Source organism: Thalassolituus marinus, assembly GCF_020320395.1.
GTDB classification, from domain to species: domain Bacteria; phylum Pseudomonadota; class Gammaproteobacteria; order Pseudomonadales; family Oceanobacteraceae; genus Venatoribacter; species Venatoribacter marinus.
On record NZ_JAEDAH010000088.1, the window covers coordinates 87,221 to 102,881 of the forward strand.

Genomic DNA, 15,661 nt, shown 5'->3' on the forward strand with positions numbered 1-15,661 from the left:
GGTCCGACGCTCGGTAAGTTCCCCGGGTAGGCAGTAGGCACTGCGGATTTAAAAGTCGTTTGTAGAAAACAGATATCTTTAAAACTGTGGGACAGCAGTGCCCTGCGCCATACTCTTTTGTCCACAGCAGTTTGCTACACTGCCATCTGATCGCATCTGTCGGAGAAGCCCTCTATGACCATTGAACGTATTGATCCTGAAACCCGCTATTCAGAAGCCGTAATTGTCAACGGACTGATGTTCTGTTCCGGTATGGTGCCAGAAGTGGAAAGCGCAGATGCACGCGAGCAGACCCGCGATGTGCTGGCGCAGATCGAGCGTTTGTTAACCCGCGTGGGCAGTGACAAAAGCAAGCTGGTGGATGCCACTATTTATCTGGCCAGCCTCGATGACTACGCAGCGATGAACGAAGTCTGGGATGCCTGGCTGGCACCTGGCTGTGCACCGGCCCGAGCTACGGTGGAAGCTAAGCTGGCCAGCCCCGATTGGAAGGTCGAGATTAAGGTAGTCGCGGCAGTATAAGTCGTGGCCAGAACGCAGACGGGCCAGAATAACCAGCCCGTTACTGTCTTTTGATTTACAAGCCCTGTTGCTGATACTGACTCAGGGCCTGCATCGCTTCAATGCCATACACAACGGAAGGGCCACCACCCATCAGAATAGCAACACCGACAGTCTCGGCTATTTCCTCCTTGCTGGCACCGGCCTGAAGCGAATCGTGCACATGAAACGAAATACAGCCATCACAGCGGACGGTAATCGCAATGCCAAGAGAGATCAGTTCTTTGGTTTTTTTATCCAGCGCCGCGCTTTGCAGACTGGCTTCGTGCAGAGAGCCAAAGCTCTGCATAACCCCGGGAATCTCGACGCCCAGTTTTTGCATCCAGGCATTGAGTTCTTTGAAGTGTTCGGGAAAGTTCTTCATCGCGTTTCTCCATGATCGTCGTCGGCTAGCGGCGTTTTAGTTTACGGTCTGAGTGGCGTAATCACCATCGGAGCATCATGCAGTTTTCTGCAAGACATCCGTTGAGACAGTAGAATCTACCATCTTAATCTTCAGCCCCTGGTAAGGGTAATACCCGGAGTATTGAGTATTTATGTCAGTCTTCGGTATTTACAACTCTTTTTGCCAGAACAGTGCTTTGCCCATCGCCGGGTCCAGTTCATAACCGGCAAATCCGGCAGCGCGGTAGACCTTCTGCGCGGTGATATTACCTTCCAGTATGTTATGTGGCAGCCATGTTATGTGACAGCCACTATTTCTTACGCGGGTCGGTACTGTCAACCAGCAGCCAGGCGAAGTAGGCAATCATCATGGTGGGAGCGAGGAAGAAGCGGCTGTACCAGTAACCAGTATCTGCGCTGACAAAGGTATACAGTGGCACTGACGTCAGCATCAGGGTAATAAAAGCGATGTAGGTAAAGCGCGGAATATGCCAGCGTAAATCGCTGACGGGGTGCTGGTTGCGGGTAAACGCCCACTTCGCCCACAGGCGCGACAGTGCGTACACGGTCACGCCAAAGGCCAGCAGCCACAGGCTGTCGATTACCCCAAGTTCAGACAATTCACAATCGGGCAGACAGCCAAACACGGTTGCGCCTTAACCAGCCGGGAAAAATTCGCGAAGCGAATTCTGGTAGGTGGCTTTAATCACGTCGGCTATCGGCAGGTCTTTCACTTCGGCGATTTTTTCCGCTACAAACGGCAGAAATTTCGGAGCGTTCTCAGCACCACGATACGGCACCGGTGTCAGGTAGGGGGCATCGGTTTCCAGCAACAGATTTTCCAGTGGCGTAGCGGCCACCACCTCACGCACGTTGTCGGCTTTGTTAAAGGTCACAATGCCGTTAATGCCCAGACAGAAACCCAGTTCCACCGCCAGCTGTGCCAGTTCCATTCCCGAGGTAAAGCTGTGTACCACACCTTTGCGTTTCATCTGTGGGGCGTATTCACGCAGGATGGCCATGGTGTCTTCATCGGCTTCACGGGTGTGAATCACCACCGGCAGCTCGCTTTCCACCGCCAGCTGCAGCTGACGGGCAAACACCTGGCGCTGCACCTCACGGTCACAGTGGTCGTAGTAGTAATCCAGGCCGATCTCGCCCACGGCGACCACCTTGTCGTGAATGGCATGAGTACTGATATAGGCCGCTGCTTCGTCGTTAAACAGCGCCGCATCGTGCGGGTGAACCCCTAAGGTGCAGAACAGGTCGCTGTGCTGCTGCGCCAGATCCAGCGCCACCGGCATATTGTCCGGAGTGACACTGATGGTCATGAACTTCTCTACACCCACAGCCCGGGCCGCAGCCAGAATCTCATCGGCACTGCCTTCTTTCAGGTAGTCGAGATGAAAGTGGGTCTCAATGATCGGCAGACCATAGTGGGTAATGTCGCGTTTCTTCTTACTCATGAGTCAGGATCTGGCTGTGGATAACGGCGTGATTATAGCGGCTTGGGGGAAGGACATACACTATGCGAGTTATGGCGGAGGCTGTTGAGCAAAGCCTGAAGTTAGTACCTGGTTCGTAAGATCTGTATGCATTTGTAGCGTGTATACTCGCTGCGGGAACTCTGTGCGGATTTCATTCTGATAAATAGGTAAATGGTAGTGGTGATCGTCGCGGATTAGGTCGGTAGACTCAATGCCAGGCTTAGAAATGAAATCAAATATGAAGCCAGTGAACGGTTAATGTTTGGAATCGCTGAACCATAAGGAGATGGAGTGGAACAGTTTAAAACAACGGAAGACTTAAGAGATGCAATACAGCGACTGAGCCAATGGTTTGCCAGGCCAATTGTAGAAGGCGAGCACCCAACATTGCATCTCAATCCAAAAAGTTCTAACCGGGAAGTTGTGAATGGTATCCAAAGGGACGATTATATTTTCTCGGGCTGCGGGAACTGGATTATTCCTTCCTCTGAGCATGGTCTGTCATTTTCTGCTCACTGGCAGCACCTGAAGGGTATTCATCGAATGAAGTCTAAACGAAACCCTGAACAAAGAGTTCACGTGTATTGGGTACTGGAAAAGGCAGATATTCCTGATGGATTGGAGTTTATTGCCGATCCCAGAGACAAAAAGAAGCAGCACTATCTTCTTGCTGCAACTAAGAGAATGACCGTTTCAGAGCTTCGTTCAAAACTTGAGTGGGTTGCTGATAGAATGTCTGTAATTCGGGATGCACAGGATGCGTTATGATTGATTTTAAAGATATAAAAGAGAAAGAAATTTTAATCGATTTTGCCAATGAATTTGGTGATTCAAAAATTTCTGAAGTTATTGAATCTGGCGTTTCCTCCGAAGAGGAAGCTTCAGCTTTGGCAAAGTTCTACTGGAAAATAGTAGATGAGACGGTTGATAGGAAAGATATGGATTATGTTCTGGAAAAGATATACACCACATTACATATTCATTGTGGTAACGCAGGCTATTCAGATGTTTGGGATAACGAGATTCCTTAGCTCTATTCTCAATATTTCTATGCCCGATCCAGCGCCACCGGCATATTGTCCGGAGTGACACTGATGGTCATGAACTTCTCCACGCCCACAGCCCGGGCCGCAGCCAGAATCTCATCGGTGCTGCCTTCTTTCAGGTAGTCGAGATGAAAGTGGGTCTCAATGATCGGCAGACCATAGTGGGTAATGTCGCGTTTCTTCTTACTCATGAGTCAGGATCTGGCTGTGGATAACGGCGTGATTATAGCGGCTTGAGGGAAGGACATACACTGCCAAAACCAGTACTTGTTACCTAGTCTGTCAAGCTGAGTTTTCTGTTATTAATGACAGTCAGTGATCAGAGTATTGAACTCAGGGCGTAGGTTTCAGGGGCATTGATTTCAGGTAGCTTCGCTGCTGTTGCTTGTGGCTGAGCGAATGTAAAGACGTACTGTTTGAGTAAACAGTATATTTTCCAGATTACACGGAATCTGGCACGCTTTGCATTCGAGTGTACGCGTTTTGCCAGAGCAGGGGATGATTAACCCGTTGAATATCAGTTGGTCAGAAATTTGGTTTACAAGTTTATGTGCGCAGGAAAACCGAATTAACAGGCGTGCGCGTTTTTTTGGAAGGGACTTTTGAGTTATGGAAGATTTTTCAGGCTGGTCAATAAGTTACGTGGGAAATCTCGAAAGAGACTCCCAGGATAAGTGCGCACGCACACTAATAAGCTGTTAAGCGTAAAAAGGAAAAGGACATTGGCACCGTCAGAGCATCATAAAGAAGTAGCCATTTTTCTAAAAAATGAATTCGATGGCGAAGCTAAGATGACTGCATATCGTGATAATAAAGGTTCAAACCCAATTCCTATCGGTGAGTTTGGCTCTTCTAAACATAAGTTATTTTCAACTATTGGTGCGTTCGATATGTCCCTAAAATTACCTCCCGGTAATTACGAGTTCGCCTCATATGGCAACCTGGAATGGCTGCCTAATGTACTAGCATCATCAATTTATTGGTTAAAAGAAAGGTCGTGTAGTGAATGGCCTCTCGTATGTGAAGATGTGGTTAAACATAATGCCAAAAGCACATATCGCCATATGGCTTTTATACCATCAGCCTTTTCACTAAAAGTATCAAATGGCCAAATAATACAATGGTTGCTTGGTGTGCCCATAACTGATGAGGAAATTAGTATTACGGTTAGTCAAGTGTTAGAAAAAGCAAAATCTGTTTATCCGGAGTGGCTGTTCCATGAAAACGCTTAACAAGCGGGTCAAGTTCGCTCCCGTTGGTCGCAGGGACCGCCAAAAAGCGGCGGTCCCTTACCCTAGTCGTTAAGCATCAAGGAGAGAGCATTGGTAGGAAAGGTACCTAAGAGAAATCCAAGAAAAGGAATTGATGAATACGGCAGAACTAAGGTTCACTATGCAGAAACTTCCTCTGAAATTGAAAAACTAGTTAACGAGGGCGCTGATATTAATCTTCAAGATGATAATGGTTGGTGTCCTCTGCATTTCTATGCACAAGTAAATAACGCAGAGGCTATACAAAAGGCTTTGGAGTTAGGTGCTGATCCCAATCTTACAGATTCCCACGGTAACGGCCCACTATGGACCGCTACAATGAATTCCAGAGGAGAATATGGTTGCGTGGTCGCATTGTTAAAGGCTGGCGCCAATCCCAACCTAGAGAATAAACACGGTAGGAGCCCTATTGATATGGCAAATACTATACAAGGTGGGCTTGATGATATTTATGCACAGTACAAGAAAAATGCTTAACAAGGCCATGAACGATCGGGCATTACATGCCCTGGACCTCGCTACGCTCGGCCCGTTATGGCGGCGTTAAATTTTTAAGATCGGATGTTTTAGACATGGATGAGACCAAGCAATTCAAATGCCTCACTGACTTGAGGGAAATAATCAGCGAGCTAGATGGATATTATGCAAGACCCACAGTCCGTGGGCAGAATCCGACGCTATATCCCGAAGTTTCTAACGGAATATATCGTACAGTTTGCGGCATTCGGGTCTGTGATTACACCTTATCTGAAGATGGTCAATGGGTTCTTCCAGACGATCAGATGGGGTTGTCATTTTCTTCAAGCTGGCAGCATCTTAAAAGTGCGCATAAAATGGTCTCTCGTGGCACAGTAAGAATGTAGATGTGTTTTGGGTGTTATCTAGAGCCGACATTCCAGCAGGCTTGTCATTTCAACCTGATAGACGGGCTTCGAAGTCGCAAAAGGTCATTATTTGTTAACGGTAAATGAGCGGATGAAAATTAGTTCCCTCGTTGAAAAACTCAAGTGGATAGCCGATCGGATGTCCGTTATTGAAGATGCGGGAGTAACGTTGTGATTTTAACATTTAGATATTCTCATGTTCGTGATCTTGTTTCTTATTATGCAAATAAACTTTCTGACAAAAAAGTTCTAGGAATTCTTGAATCCGGTTTGCAGTCTGAAGATGATGCAAAGTACTTTAGCTATTTCATTTGGAAGATGATCGATATGATGGCTGAAGATCGAGAGAATGGTATCGAGGTTCTAGGTGGTAGTGATAATACGTCAATGTTGCCTGATGTTTCTTATGAATTAGATGTCTTGATGTCAGATAGCGGATATAGCCAAATATGGGAGGATATTTCTGATGAAGCATAAATTTAACAAGCCTCTTAAACCCATTACGGCCAAAAAAAAGCATGGCCGTAACTAGGACTAGCTCCGCTCGCCGTCTAGTGGGGCGTTATGCGGTTATTATTATATCCAAATTTTTCTGTATGATAGCTTTCATGATTGAAAATTTTGTAAGGAACTATGATGAAAAAGCACAGAATGTTTTGTTTAAAACGTGAGTCTGTTAAAGAAGTGCCAGGCATTGAAAAGTGGACGCTAAAAAAATTAGTCAACCCAGATGATCCCGAATCTAATTCTATTTCTCCAATAAAGATTTCATCAATGAGAAAAATATTTGGGGATTTTCAATTGGGAGATACGATGTTGTCAGTTACACAGGAACATCGATTCGGTCAGCCACCACGGGAAATATGTTTCTCTTTGGAACTTCAAGGAATACATGGTGATGCGATTCTATACAGCATAAATAATGATAAAATGGCACTTTTAAGTGGAGAAATAGGCAGTCCAGAAGGAAGAATGTTTGAATTGCCTTCTAAACCAGGGGATTCACAGGCTGTAATTGAATGGCTCGAAGGACTTTCGAGAAGTACTTACTGGTAGGTTCTGAGGTGTCCGACTCCGGAAACTAAAAACAAAAAAGCCTGACCTCAACGAGCTCAGGCTTTTTTAATCCCGCAAGAAAAACGCTTTGCTTACAGCGCTTTTGCCGCTGCGGTTACGCGCATGGCGTTGTCGGCGGCGTTGGCCAGTTCCTGACCTTTGGTTACGAAGTGACGGGCATAGTAGTTTTTGTGCTCGTCGTGTTCGTGGAAGTTGTGTGGGGTCAGCACTGCGGTGAGTACCGGTACTTCGGTTTCCAGCTGTACCTGCATCAGGCCGGAGCATACGGCCTGGGCAACGAAGTCGTGACGGTAGATACCACCATCAACCACCAGACCGCTGGCAGCGATTGCCGCGTAACGGCCGCTTTTGGCCAGCAGTTTGGCTTGCAGTGGAATTTCATAGGCACCGGCCACCGGAATCACGTCGATGTTGTCGGCGTTGTAACCACGGCTGACCAGTTCGTTACGGAAGCCTTCAAGGCAGTTCAGTACGATATCGGTGTGCCAGCTGGCGTGGATAAAGGCGATGCGTTGGGTATTTGCTTCAAAAGTGTTCATGGCTCTGATTCATTTCCTGTAATGCAGTGAATCAGGGCGAACGGACAGGCGCCGGTAGTGGCCGTTTGCTGGCCCCGGTTTCTGACACGCTCTCTTTCATCCGGACTATGACCGTCGGCTCCGGATTCTCACCGGATCTGCTGGACCCTGCAGCGGCAGAACCGTAGCAGGCGCTCGCGGGCTTCAGCCTTTGCTGTTACCGCCGGTGGGGAATTTCACCCCGCCCCGAGAACGATGCGGTGTAACACCGCGGCGCGAAATATAGGCAGTTTGGCTCAGTTAGTCAAAGTGCGCTGCCGCCATTTGGCCGGAACGCATTGTTGCACAAAGCGTTAGCCAGCCAGTGCCTGCAGTATGCGTTCGAAGGCGGTGAGGTCGGTATAGCGTTGCTCAGGGCGGGCATCATGGGTCAGAAACAGGCCGCCAGCGGCATGGATGCCACCTTCAATCATCAAGTTATCGGCCAGGCCGAACTCTTCGATTTTATGGCCGTTGCGGTCGTGAATCTCGCCGCTGTTCTGGCTGTGCAGTTCGCCGCTGCCGAATTCGGCAAAGGTACGCTGCAGAAAGGGCGTCTGATCGTTGCTGTAGCCTGCCAGCACCTTACCTAACCCTCGCGCCAGACCAAGCTCATACACAGTGCCGACATCGGCGCTGGGGCCGCGGAAGGGGGTGAGGTTAGCAATGATGATATCGGCCTGCTGAATCAGGCCTTCGTTGGCGCGGCTAATCACGAAGCCGAGGTTCTCTTTATCGTCGGCCATGCGGATTTCAGTATCCAGCGGAAACAAACCGCTGAAGCCATACTGCTGACAAAGTTGCTTCTTGGCATGGCCGAGGGCATCGGCCTCAGGCAGAAAAACCTCAGGCCCGGCCAGATAGATGTATTTCATACTGCCTCTCCATCGGGAAAGGCTCTATTTAAACCGCATTGACCAGCGTTGGATACGGGGGCCGAACACAAAAGCGATAACGGCGGCGGCCGGCCAGGCCAGAATGAAGGCCCGTCCCCAGTTATGCAGAAACTGATCGCTGTAACCCAGGTTAATAAAGGTTACCCAGCAGCTCATCAGACTGGACAGTACAAATGACATCATCAGGGTAAAGGCGATACGTTGTTTCATAAGCATCTCTCTGTTTCGAGCTGCCATGCTAAGGTTTTTACCAAGGGTAAAAAATAGTCGGCTCTGGACAGACTGTTGCAGCACAGTCGGGAATGGCAGACGTCGGATACAAAAACGCCCGCAATCGCGGGCGTTCTTTATGGCGTTAACAGCACTCAGTTCGGCTGCAGCAGCATCAGGTTTTCGGCTGGAATATCCACTGCGCAGTAGGCCAGACCTAAACGGTTCATGTAGTCCATGCGGTCCATTTTGTAGTCCAGTTCTGGCAGTTTGTGGCCGTTGGCTTCATACAGTTCGCCCAGCCACAGCAGGTAGATATTACCCGGCTCCAGTACCAGTGCCGCACCGCCGGCATCGGTAATCACCTGTTTGTTCAGCTCTTCCGGCAGCGTTACTTCAAAGACTACTGGCTTTTCTTCCTGGCCCATGTACACGCTGCGGGTGTGCGCTTTGGCGTTGGCCCAGAAATCTGCCAGTTCTTTACTCTGGGTGAGGAATACCGGGTCTTTCTGGTCGACGGCTTCGTGGCCAATGGTGCCCAGGGTTTTCATCTGGCGCTGGTGCAGGTCGGCATCGCCGGAGCCTTTCAGGCCCTGTGCCTGAATGCTGGATACCAGGCCAGAGGCAGTACCGTGATACCAGACATTGGAGGTTTTCAGACCATCTTCAGACACCAGGTCTGCAAAGTCTTTGAGGAAATCCGGAGTGGTAAATTCTTTCATTGTCAGGTTCCGCAGTTTCGCTGTGGGGCTGCCGGACAGTGTCCACGGCAGCAAAGGCGGGCATTGTACCAGTTGTGAACAGATTTTCAGCCTTTCATCACACGTTCACGAATCTGGCCATAAAGCAGCAGATAGGCGACGGAGCACAGCAGCGAAACCGCGGTTCCCCAGTGCAGGCCCAGTACCGGGTAGAGGTAGCTGACCGCCAGTGCATACACCGCCAGCGCGCCAATGCCATCGGGATAATGCTTGATGGTGGTGCTGAGTACGCCAGCGCCCCAGGTAATGTGCAGAATCAGCATCAGTGGGAAAAAACTGACAGGAAAGGCAGCCAGCAAACCGGCACGGGCCGGGCCAAGAATATCGGCCAGGCCGGTAATCAGCAGAATAGAGGCCGTGGCAATACTGGCGCGAAACAGCAGGGTAGCGGTTTTGCCCGACAGCCATTGTCCCAGCGCGTGTGTGGGTGTTTTGCTGCGATCAATCTGCACTTCGGCAATGCCTTTCAGCAGGGTGCGGAACAGCAGAATGGCGGCGACAATCACCAGCAGGTTAAGCCAGCGCTGGGCCGGTAAAAACTGCAGTAAGGCTGCCGCCGAGAAAAAGCAGGTAAAGCCACAGACAACTGCCAGCGGCAGCCAGCGTAGTTGCGGTTTTAAGCGGATTACCAGCCAGTAACCCCAGGCCAGGCATATTGCAGATGTCAGTCCACCGAGGGTGTAAACCGCACTGTGGGCCGCAAACCCGGCCCCCTGTTGCCAGCCAAAAAAATACAGCGCTATGGCGGTGCCCAGAGGAAAGCCCGCCAGCAGGCCGGCATGGCGTGGGCTCATGCGCTCAGCCACTTTGGCGAGCAGGACGACGGTGAGAAAGGTCACCACAATTTTGGCTAGCAGTAACACGGCAGGGTCCGGTGAAATTGAGTGGCGCCAGTGTAACAACTCTGCGTTGCTGACTGTATGCGTAGAAATGCTGTGGGCGTCAGACGTCTGTCGTCAGTCGCCAGTGCAGCGGCTATAATCCGCCGATGACTCAATCTTCTGTTCTGCTTGTTATTGGCTACGTCTGGCCGGAGCCGAACTCGTCGGCCGCCGGCAGTCGTATGCTGCAGCTGATCCGTGCATTTCAGCAGGACGGCTATAAGGTGGTGTATGCCTCCCCGGCTGAGCACAGTGATCATGCGCCGGATCTGGCGGCGCTGAACATCGAAGCGCAGCGTATAGAACTCAACAGCACCAGCTTTGATACCTTTATCGGCGATTTGCAGCCGGCGCTGGTGATGTTCGACCGCTTTATGATGGAAGAACAGTTCGGCTGGCGGGTCGAGAAGTTTTGTCCACAGGCCGTACGCCTGCTGGATACTGAAGACCTGCACTCGCTGCGTCATGCGCGCCACGCCATGCTGAAAGCCCAGCCGGACAGCCTGCCGTTAATTCCCGGCAATGAGTTTGCCCACAGCGAACTGGCGATTCGTGAAATTGCCGCCATTCTGCGCTGCGATCTGACATTGATGATTTCTGAATTCGAAATGCAGTGGCTGCAGCAGCAGTTCCGGGTGCCGGCATCGCAGTTGTTGTACCTGCCGTTTATGGAAGAAACCACACAGACGGATAACCTACCGGCTTTCGACCAGCGCCAGCACTTTCTCTCGATCGGTAATTTCCGCCACGAACCCAACTGGGATGCGGTACGTTATCTGAAAGAAGCGGTATGGCCGCTGATTCGCCAGCAATTACCCGAGGCGCAGTTGCATGTGTACGGCGCTTATCCGCCGAAAAAGGCGACGCAACTGCACAACGACAAGCAGGGCTTTCTGGTTAAGGGCTGGGCAGAAGATGCACAGCAAGTGGTTCGCTCAGCACGGGTATTACTGGCACCTTTGCGTTTTGGTGCCGGCTTAAAAGGGAAATTAATTGATGCCGCGCGCAATGGCACGCCGGCCGTTACCACCCCGGTTGGTGCTGAAGGCATGTATACGGGTACGGAGCCGTGCGCATTAATTGCCAACAGTGCTGAACAACTGGCACAGCAGGCGGTGCAGCTGTATTCGGATGCCCAGCTCTGGCAACAGCTGAGTGAGCAGGGGCCAGCACTGCTAACCAGGCGCTTTGCCTATAATGAACACAGCGTGCGCTTACAGGCCGCTGTGTCACAGATTAAAAACGATATTCACGCGCATCGTCAGCAGCATTTTTACGGCATGATGCTGCGCCACCACAGCCTGAAAAGTACCCAGTATATGGCGCAGTGGATTGAAGCAAAAAACCGACTTACCTCACCCTCTATTCTACCCGCAGGAGAACCGTCAGATGACGCATAAACCGGGCACCGATCCATTACACGGCGTTACCCTGGAGCAGTTGTTAAATCAGCTGGTGGATGAATTCGGCTGGCAGACGCTGAGCGATATGGTGCGTATTAATTGCTTTCGCTCGAATCCGAGTATTCGCTCCAGCCTGACGTTTCTGCGTCGCACACCGTGGGCGCGCAGTGAGGTTGAAGGTATTTTTATTGCCTTTAAACAGGGTAAAAGCCTGAGTGATATTAAGGCGGAATTACGTCAGAAAAACCGCCGTCCGGGCAACAACAATAGCGCCGGTCAGAAACCGGCGCAGCAACAGCAGAAGCGTAATAAACCCGCTGGCGACCCGTGGGCCGCAGCGCGCCAGAAAGATCAGCAATAAGCTGGTATGCCCTGACTCAGCCCATAGTGACAATGGCTTTACGGAAGCGCGCCAGCGCCACACTGTAAAACACCGCGCCGATGCTGGTCAGAATCAGCATCTGCGGCCACACACTTTCGATGCCAGCACCGCGATAAAGAATATTCTGCGACAGGCTGACAAAGTGGGTCGAAGGCGAAAACATCATCACTCGCTGCAGAAACACGGGCATGCTCTCCAGTGGTGTCGTACCCCCAGACAGCAGGTACATCACAATCACGATGGGTATCAGCAGCAAGGCGAACTGTGCCATGGAGTTGGTGATGGTACCGAGCATAATCCCCAGCGATGTGACCGAAAACAGATACAGTGCACTGGCAAGGATATAAAGCAGAATTGAGCCCTGTACCGGCACATCCAGCAACCATTCCACCACCAGTTTCAGTGACAGCATCGACGCTACCAGAATCACCAGACCATTGGCCCAGATCTTGGCCAGCATAATTTCTGCGGGTGTCACCGGCATCACCAGCAAATGTTCTACGGTACCATGCTCGCGTTCGCGGATAAGTGCCGCGCCGGTGAGAATAACGCCAAGCATGGTGACGCTGTTAATCACCTGCATTAATGCGTTAAACCATACCGATGATGAGTTCGGGTTAAACAGCTTGCGCACGCTGACATTCACCGGCATGGCGTCGCTCAGTTGCATGCCCGGCTGCACGGCATTCAGCGCTTCGGCAATAATAATCTGCTGAATATAGTTTGCGCCGTTACCGGCCTGGGCGATAGCGGTGGCGTCGACCAGTAACTGCACTTCTGGTACGCGCCCGGCCTGGGTGTCTTTTTCAAACTCAGGTGGAAAAAACAATACAAACAGATATTCACCACGATCGAGGGCTTTGTTCACATCCTGCGCAGCAATCGCCTGAGGACGATTGAACTGCGGTGGCAGCAGTGCGGCACTGATCTGCCGTGACAGCGGCGAACGGTCTTCATCGACAATGGCGACCGCGGCGTTATTTACCTCAAAGGAAACACCGTTGGCCACGGTATAAACCGCAACGCTGAAAATATAAATAATCAGCGCGATCAGGACCGGGTCGGAGCGCAGGCTGAACAGTTCTTTCATGCCCAGTTGGGCGACGTGTTTCGCTTTCATCAGGCCTCCTGCTTTTTCAGGCCAAGCCAGGCCAGCGTGGTGAATACAACAACAAAGACAACCAGCATCAGGTGGTTGTGCCACAGATCGGCGAAGGTCAGGCCCTTGGTAAAGGAACCAATGGAAATCTGCTGAAACCACGAAGACGGGAAGCCCAGGCCAATGCCATAGGCCGGGCCAGCAAGTGATGACACCGGTACCAGTAAGCCGGAAAAGTTTACCGCCGGCAGAATACTGAGAATGGCCGAGGCGAAAATGGCGGCTACCTGTGTGCGGGTAAAACTGGAAATTACGCTGCCAAAACCCGTGGTGGTAATGACATACAGCAGCGCGCCGCTACTCAGTGTCAGTAGCGAGCCTTTTAGCGGCAGGCCGAACACGGTAACCGAAGTCAGCAGCAGAATGCCGTAGCTGATAAAGGAAATCAGCACATAGGGTGCCTGCTTACCGAGCAGAAATTCCAGCCGGGTTACCGGTGTGGAATAGAAGTTGGCAATGGAGCCGGTTTCTTTTTCGCGCACAATACCCACAGCGGTCATCATTGCCGGAATTAACGCCAGCATCAGCATAATCACACCTGGCACAATGGCGTATACGCTCTTAAACGCCTGATTGTATTCGTAGCGGGTTTGCAGATTAACCGGCAAGGTTAATCCACTGCTGTGCGGTGACTGCTGAGCAATTTGCTGTAATTCCTGCTGAATAAGACCACTGACATAGCCGGCGGAGGTTTCCGCTTTAAATGGCATACCGCCATCAATGGTGACGCCCAGTTCCGGCTTCCAGCCCTGCATAAAGTGACGGCCAAAATCCGGTGGTATTTCAATTAACAGGGTCAGATCCCCTTTACGCATTAAACCAATGGCCTGCTCATGGCTGGCAGGCGTATCAACCTGCTGGAAATAGCGCGAGCCGGATAATCCTTCCATCAGCAGGCGACTTTCGCGTGACTGGTCGTGGTCGATAATGGCGTACTGAATATCTTCGACATCGAAGGAAATACCATAGCCAAAGGTCAGCAACAGAATCAGCGGGCCGAGCAGAGCAAAGGCCAGGCGGATCGGATCGCGCTGTATTTCCAGACCTTCACGCCAGGCATAGGCCCACCAACGGCGCAGACTGAAAACCCGCTGTGCTGATGGTTTTGCCGCTGCTGCCGATGTCAGGGCGATACTGCTGTCGGCGCTGGCCTGACTTTGTTCTGACTTAATGCCCGCCGCTTCTTTCAGATAATCGACAAAGGCGTCTTCCAGTGATGCCGAGCCGCGTTGTTCGGCCAGTGCCTGTGGCTGACCCACCGCAAGAACTCGCCCGGCGTGCATCAGTGAAATACGATCACAGCGTTCCGCTTCGTTCATAAAATGCGTGGAAATAAAGATGGTGACACCTTCTTCCCGCGATAAACGAATTAACTGAATCCAGAACTGGTCGCGTGCGACCGGGTCAACGCCGGAGGTAGGTTCATCCAGAATCAGAATATCCGGCTCGTGCAATACCGCCACTGCCAGCTGTAAACGCTGGCGGATACCCAGCGGCAGACTTTCCGGCTGACTGGCAGCGACCTCGCGCAGACCAAACTGATCCAGCACCCAGTCAATGCGCTGTTGTGCCTTGTCGTCCGTCAGAGAATAGAGGCGAGCGTGCAGCTGCAGGTTCTGCAGCACTGAAATTTCTGAATACAGCGAAAAAGCCTGCGACATATAGCCCACGCGCATGCGCGTGGACATATCGTTGGGGTCGGGTAGCTGGCCGAATAAACGCGCTTCTCCGGATGAAAATGGCAGCAGGCCAGTCATCATTTTCATGGTGGTGGTTTTGCCGCAGCCATTGGAGCCGAGAAAACCGAAAATCTCGCCACGGCGAATGCTGAATGAGACATCGTTAACGGCAATAAAATCGCCGAAGCGGCGGGTCAGGTGCTGCGCTTCAATGGCCGCCGGACCGTCATAATCCACCGCTGGCGGTACAACAACGGTCTGGTGTTCACGGCGTTTTTCTTCCGGCAGCAGGGCGATAAATGCCTGCTCCAGTGTGTTTTCACCGGTGCTTTCCAGCAGCTGTTGTGGCGTACCAGTGGCAATTACCTGACCGTCATCCATGGCTGCCAGCCAGTCAAACTGCTGCGCTTCTTCCATGTAGGCGGTGGCGACCAATACGCTCATATGCGGACGTTCGCGACGGATATCGCTGATCAGTTGCCAGAACTGCTGGCGCGACAGAGGATCTACGCCGGTGGTCGGCTCATCCAGAATCAGCAGGTCGGGATCGTGAATTAACGAGCAGCACAGACCGAGTTTCTGTTTCATGCCGCCGGATAATTTACCCGCCGGACGGTCGAGGAAAGGCAACAGTCCGGTGGCCTGGGTCAGGTGTTCAATTCGCTGGCGACGCTCGTCAGCACTCTGGCCGAATAAATTGCCGAAAAAATCCAGGTTTTCGCGCACGCTCAGAGTCGGGTAGAGGTTACGCCCAAGTCCCTGTGGCATATAGGCGATGCGCGGCAAGCTGCGACGGCGATGGTGCTTGTCATTCATATCACCGTCCAGTACCTGCAGACTGCCGCTCTGCAGTTTGCGGGTACCGGTAATTAATGCCAGCAACGACGATTTACCCACACCGTCCGGGCCAATGAATCCCACCATCACGCCGGCCGGTATGGTCAGGCTGACATTATCCAGCGCGACCACCTCACCATAGCGATGGCTGACGCTGTCGAGTACGGCTACCCCGGACATAAGGCC

At 51.5% G+C, this 15,661-nt stretch carries 20 protein-coding genes and 1 riboswitch; of the genes, 9 read left to right on the top strand and 11 right to left on the bottom strand.

The features are described 5' to 3' along the window. Positions 1-174: 174 nt before the first annotated feature. Entirely contained in the window at positions 175-522 is a 348-nt protein-coding gene (locus I9W95_RS13415; RefSeq protein WP_225675728.1) for a RidA family protein, read from the top strand. Between the two features lie 55 nt (positions 523-577). On the opposite strand, the gene I9W95_RS13420 is transcribed toward I9W95_RS13415, so the two are convergent. From I9W95_RS13420 to I9W95_RS13430, 3 genes are all read right to left on the bottom strand, one after another. Then, a complete protein-coding gene (locus I9W95_RS13420; protein ID WP_225675730.1) occupies positions 578-925 on the bottom strand; it encodes a carboxymuconolactone decarboxylase family protein in 348 nt (115 codons plus the stop codon). 331 nt (positions 926-1,256) lie between these two features. Continuing rightward, a complete protein-coding gene (locus tag I9W95_RS13425) occupies positions 1,257-1,592 on the bottom strand; it encodes a hypothetical protein (RefSeq protein ID WP_225675732.1) in 336 nt (111 codons plus the stop codon). A 9-nt stretch (positions 1,593-1,601) separates the two neighbouring features. Next, the gene (locus I9W95_RS13430) at positions 1,602-2,411 is read right to left on the bottom strand and encodes a TatD family hydrolase (protein WP_225675734.1); all 810 of its coding nucleotides are present in this window, start codon (positions 2,409-2,411) and stop codon (positions 1,602-1,604) included. 312 nt (positions 2,412-2,723) lie between these two features. Here I9W95_RS13430 and I9W95_RS13435 point away from each other — a divergent pair, with 312 nt between their 5' ends. Then, on the top strand, positions 2,724-3,200 hold the full coding sequence (locus I9W95_RS13435) for a hypothetical protein (RefSeq protein ID WP_225675736.1): 477 nt from the start codon (positions 2,724-2,726) through the stop codon (positions 3,198-3,200). After that, a complete protein-coding gene (locus I9W95_RS13440; protein WP_225675738.1) occupies positions 3,197-3,463 on the top strand; it encodes a hypothetical protein in 267 nt (88 codons plus the stop codon). Before I9W95_RS13435 ends, I9W95_RS13440 begins: the two co-directional genes overlap by 4 nt. Positions 3,464-3,480: 17 nt before the next feature. Here I9W95_RS13440 and I9W95_RS13445 read toward each other — a convergent pair whose 3' ends face one another. Next, complete coding sequence (locus tag I9W95_RS13445) at positions 3,481-3,669, bottom strand: hypothetical protein (protein WP_225675740.1); 189 nt, start codon at positions 3,667-3,669, stop codon at positions 3,481-3,483. Between the two features lie 531 nt (positions 3,670-4,200). Between I9W95_RS13445 and I9W95_RS13450 the strand changes: the two genes are divergently transcribed. The 4 genes from I9W95_RS13450 (at position 4,201) to I9W95_RS13465 (ending at position 6,689) form a co-directional block, all read left to right on the top strand. Then, on the top strand, positions 4,201-4,710 hold the full coding sequence (locus tag I9W95_RS13450; RefSeq protein WP_225675742.1) for a hypothetical protein: 510 nt from the start codon (positions 4,201-4,203) through the stop codon (positions 4,708-4,710). Between the two features lie 90 nt (positions 4,711-4,800). Then, positions 4,801-5,226, top strand: a complete 426-nt coding sequence (locus tag I9W95_RS13455) for an ankyrin repeat domain-containing protein (protein WP_225675744.1) — start codon at positions 4,801-4,803, stop codon at positions 5,224-5,226. A 578-nt stretch (positions 5,227-5,804) separates the two neighbouring features. Beyond that, the gene (locus I9W95_RS13460) at positions 5,805-6,110 is read left to right on the top strand and encodes a hypothetical protein (protein ID WP_225675746.1); all 306 of its coding nucleotides are present in this window, start codon (positions 5,805-5,807) and stop codon (positions 6,108-6,110) included. 156 nt (positions 6,111-6,266) lie between these two features. Beyond that, a complete protein-coding gene (locus I9W95_RS13465) occupies positions 6,267-6,689 on the top strand; it encodes a hypothetical protein (RefSeq protein WP_225675749.1) in 423 nt (140 codons plus the stop codon). A gap of 92 nt (positions 6,690-6,781) precedes the next feature. On the opposite strand, the gene I9W95_RS13470 is transcribed toward I9W95_RS13465, so the two are convergent. From I9W95_RS13470 to I9W95_RS13490, 5 genes are all read right to left on the bottom strand, one after another. Further along, on the bottom strand, positions 6,782-7,249 hold the full coding sequence (locus I9W95_RS13470; RefSeq protein WP_225675751.1) for a 6,7-dimethyl-8-ribityllumazine synthase: 468 nt from the start codon (positions 7,247-7,249) through the stop codon (positions 6,782-6,784). An 84-nt stretch (positions 7,250-7,333) separates the two neighbouring features. Continuing rightward, positions 7,334-7,486, bottom strand: a riboswitch (FMN riboswitch). 95 nt (positions 7,487-7,581) lie between these two features. Further along, positions 7,582-8,142: a nucleoside 2-deoxyribosyltransferase gene (locus I9W95_RS13475; RefSeq protein ID WP_225675753.1), complete on the bottom strand. Its 561-nt coding sequence runs from the start codon at positions 8,140-8,142 to the stop codon at positions 7,582-7,584. A 24-nt stretch (positions 8,143-8,166) separates the two neighbouring features. Continuing rightward, on the bottom strand, positions 8,167-8,373 hold the full coding sequence (locus tag I9W95_RS13480; protein ID WP_225675755.1) for a DUF2798 domain-containing protein: 207 nt from the start codon (positions 8,371-8,373) through the stop codon (positions 8,167-8,169). A 155-nt stretch (positions 8,374-8,528) separates the two neighbouring features. Then, the gene (locus I9W95_RS13485) at positions 8,529-9,095 is read right to left on the bottom strand and encodes a hypothetical protein (protein WP_225675757.1); all 567 of its coding nucleotides are present in this window, start codon (positions 9,093-9,095) and stop codon (positions 8,529-8,531) included. An 86-nt stretch (positions 9,096-9,181) separates the two neighbouring features. After that, entirely contained in the window at positions 9,182-9,997 is an 816-nt protein-coding gene (locus tag I9W95_RS13490) for a hypothetical protein (protein WP_225675760.1), read from the bottom strand. A 125-nt stretch (positions 9,998-10,122) separates the two neighbouring features. On the opposite strand from I9W95_RS13490, the gene I9W95_RS13495 reads away from it, so the two are divergent. Together I9W95_RS13495 and I9W95_RS18595 are read left to right on the top strand one after the other, a co-directional pair. Continuing rightward, a complete protein-coding gene (locus I9W95_RS13495; RefSeq protein WP_225675762.1) occupies positions 10,123-11,415 on the top strand; it encodes a glycosyltransferase in 1,293 nt (430 codons plus the stop codon). Then, the gene (locus I9W95_RS18595; protein WP_404818755.1) at positions 11,405-11,779 is read left to right on the top strand and encodes a VF530 family protein; all 375 of its coding nucleotides are present in this window, start codon (positions 11,405-11,407) and stop codon (positions 11,777-11,779) included. Before I9W95_RS13495 ends, I9W95_RS18595 begins: the two co-directional genes overlap by 11 nt. A 16-nt stretch (positions 11,780-11,795) precedes the next feature. Here the strand turns inward: I9W95_RS18595 and I9W95_RS13505 are convergent, their stop codons facing one another. Both I9W95_RS13505 and rbbA read right to left on the bottom strand, forming a co-directional pair. Then, positions 11,796-12,920 (bottom strand): ABC transporter permease, encoded by a 1,125-nt coding sequence (locus I9W95_RS13505; RefSeq protein WP_225675764.1) that lies wholly within the window; start codon positions 12,918-12,920, stop codon positions 11,796-11,798. Next, positions 12,920-15,655, bottom strand: coding sequence for a ribosome-associated ATPase/putative transporter RbbA (rbbA, locus tag I9W95_RS13510; protein WP_225675766.1), 2,736 nt, complete (start codon positions 15,653-15,655; stop codon positions 12,920-12,922). Before rbbA ends, I9W95_RS13505 begins: the two co-directional genes overlap by 1 nt. Positions 15,656-15,661: the final 6 nt, after the last annotated feature.

Bases quoted from the DNA above. Each gene is read 5' to 3' on its own strand.
- I9W95_RS13415 (WP_225675728.1), top strand. From the start codon at position 175: ATGACCATTGAACGTATTGATCCTGAAACCCGCTATTCAGAAGCCGTA.
- I9W95_RS13420 (WP_225675730.1), bottom strand. From the start codon at position 925: ATGAAGAACTTTCCCGAACACTTCAAAGAACTCAATGCCTGGATGCAA.
- I9W95_RS13430 (WP_225675734.1), bottom strand. From the start codon at position 2,411: ATGAGTAAGAAGAAACGCGACATTACCCACTATGGTCTGCCGATCATT.
- I9W95_RS13440 (WP_225675738.1), top strand. From the start codon at position 3,197: ATGATTGATTTTAAAGATATAAAAGAGAAAGAAATTTTAATCGATTTT.
- I9W95_RS13445 (WP_225675740.1), bottom strand. From the start codon at position 3,669: ATGAGTAAGAAGAAACGCGACATTACCCACTATGGTCTGCCGATCATT.
- I9W95_RS13465 (WP_225675749.1), top strand. From the start codon at position 6,267: ATGATGAAAAAGCACAGAATGTTTTGTTTAAAACGTGAGTCTGTTAAA.
- I9W95_RS13470 (WP_225675751.1), bottom strand. From the start codon at position 7,249: ATGAACACTTTTGAAGCAAATACCCAACGCATCGCCTTTATCCACGCC.
- I9W95_RS13475 (WP_225675753.1), bottom strand. From the start codon at position 8,142: ATGAAATACATCTATCTGGCCGGGCCTGAGGTTTTTCTGCCTGAGGCC.
- I9W95_RS13480 (WP_225675755.1), bottom strand. From the start codon at position 8,373: ATGAAACAACGTATCGCCTTTACCCTGATGATGTCATTTGTACTGTCC.
- I9W95_RS13485 (WP_225675757.1), bottom strand. From the start codon at position 9,095: ATGAAAGAATTTACCACTCCGGATTTCCTCAAAGACTTTGCAGACCTG.
- I9W95_RS13495 (WP_225675762.1), top strand. From the start codon at position 10,123: ATGACTCAATCTTCTGTTCTGCTTGTTATTGGCTACGTCTGGCCGGAG.
- I9W95_RS18595 (WP_404818755.1), top strand. From the start codon at position 11,405: ATGACGCATAAACCGGGCACCGATCCATTACACGGCGTTACCCTGGAG.
- I9W95_RS13505 (WP_225675764.1), bottom strand. From the start codon at position 12,920: ATGAAAGCGAAACACGTCGCCCAACTGGGCATGAAAGAACTGTTCAGC.
- rbbA (WP_225675766.1), bottom strand. From the start codon at position 15,655: ATGTCCGGGGTAGCCGTACTCGACAGCGTCAGCCATCGCTATGGTGAG.